Here is a 1,090-nt window from a genome sequence, read left to right as displayed (position 1 = left end):
GCCGCGACCCTGACGTTCATGAGGTTAGGGCAGGGGGTCGATTTCGGACATCAGTTTTTCTCGGAAGACTTCGGCGGGGGTGCGATAGCCAAGGCGTGGCATTGAGCCGGTGACAAATGGCGATGATCTGGCGGCTGTCCAGCACCGTGGGATCGACATCGCGCGGCAGCCAACGTCGGATCCGGCCATTGGTGTTTTCGACCGTGCCTTTCTGCCAGGGAGCTTGCGGGTCACAAAACCATGTCGCGACACCGAGGCCCGATTGCAGATAGGGCCAGGCCAGGAACTCGAGTCCACGGTCGAAGGTAATCGAACGACGGGCATGCGCAGGTAAGGGCGCGAGGTTGGCGATCAGGCCATCCATGACCGGGCGCGAGCGGCGATCGGCATTCTTCAGCAGCACAGTGAAGCGGCTGACCCGCTCGACCAGAGAGGTCAGGTTGGTGGCGCCGAATTCCTTGCGGAACTGGATAAGATCCGCTTCCCAATCGCCAAAACCGCTGCGCGTCGCAACGCTGTCTGGCCGATAGCGAATGGACAATTCCTCAGCAAATCTTGGACGTTGCGGCTGCCGTCGACCACGACCGTGACGCTTGCGACGATGATCGGGCAGGTGACGCCAGAGCTGCGCTGCATGGCCATCTTTAGAATAGATATATTGATAGATCGTCTCGTGGCTGACCCGATGCGGCGCGCGTTCAAGTCGCAGACGTCCGGCGATCTGCTCCGGTGTCCAGCCGCTCTGCAGCCGCTCGATCACCGCTGCGCACAACTTCGGATGCTGCACCAGCTTGCGCTGGTTGGCGCGGCGCTCGGAAGCCAGGTTATGGGCATTCACCGCGTAATAGCCGGACAGATAACGCAACTCAGCATCGACGAAACGGTTGCGGCTGAGTTCGCGGAAGATCGTCGAGCGGTGCCGGCCGAGACGAGCCGCGATCTCGGTCGCCGGGACCTTTGCTTCGCGCCAGCGCGCGATTTTGCGCCGTTCTTCGAGGTCGAGATGCAGGTAAGGTTTGGACATGGAGAATACTCCTTGATGCAATGCACTGATTTTACATCAAAGTCGCAGTTCCAACTTGAATCCACC

General features: G+C 60.2%; 1 pseudogene. It reads right to left on the bottom strand.

From position 1 onward, the window contains the following. Positions 1-24 precede the first annotated feature (24 nt). Positions 25-1,024, bottom strand: a pseudogene (locus tag GL300_RS26060) (IS30 family transposase). Between the last annotated feature and the right edge of the window lie 66 nt (positions 1,025-1,090).

Origin of the sequence: Paracoccus litorisediminis, from assembly GCF_009711205.1 — a bacterium.
In the GTDB taxonomy this organism is placed as follows: domain Bacteria; phylum Pseudomonadota; class Alphaproteobacteria; order Rhodobacterales; family Rhodobacteraceae; genus Paracoccus; species Paracoccus litorisediminis.
The sequence above is the reverse complement of the archived record's forward strand: the minus strand, read 5'-3'. Positions and strand labels throughout refer to the sequence as shown.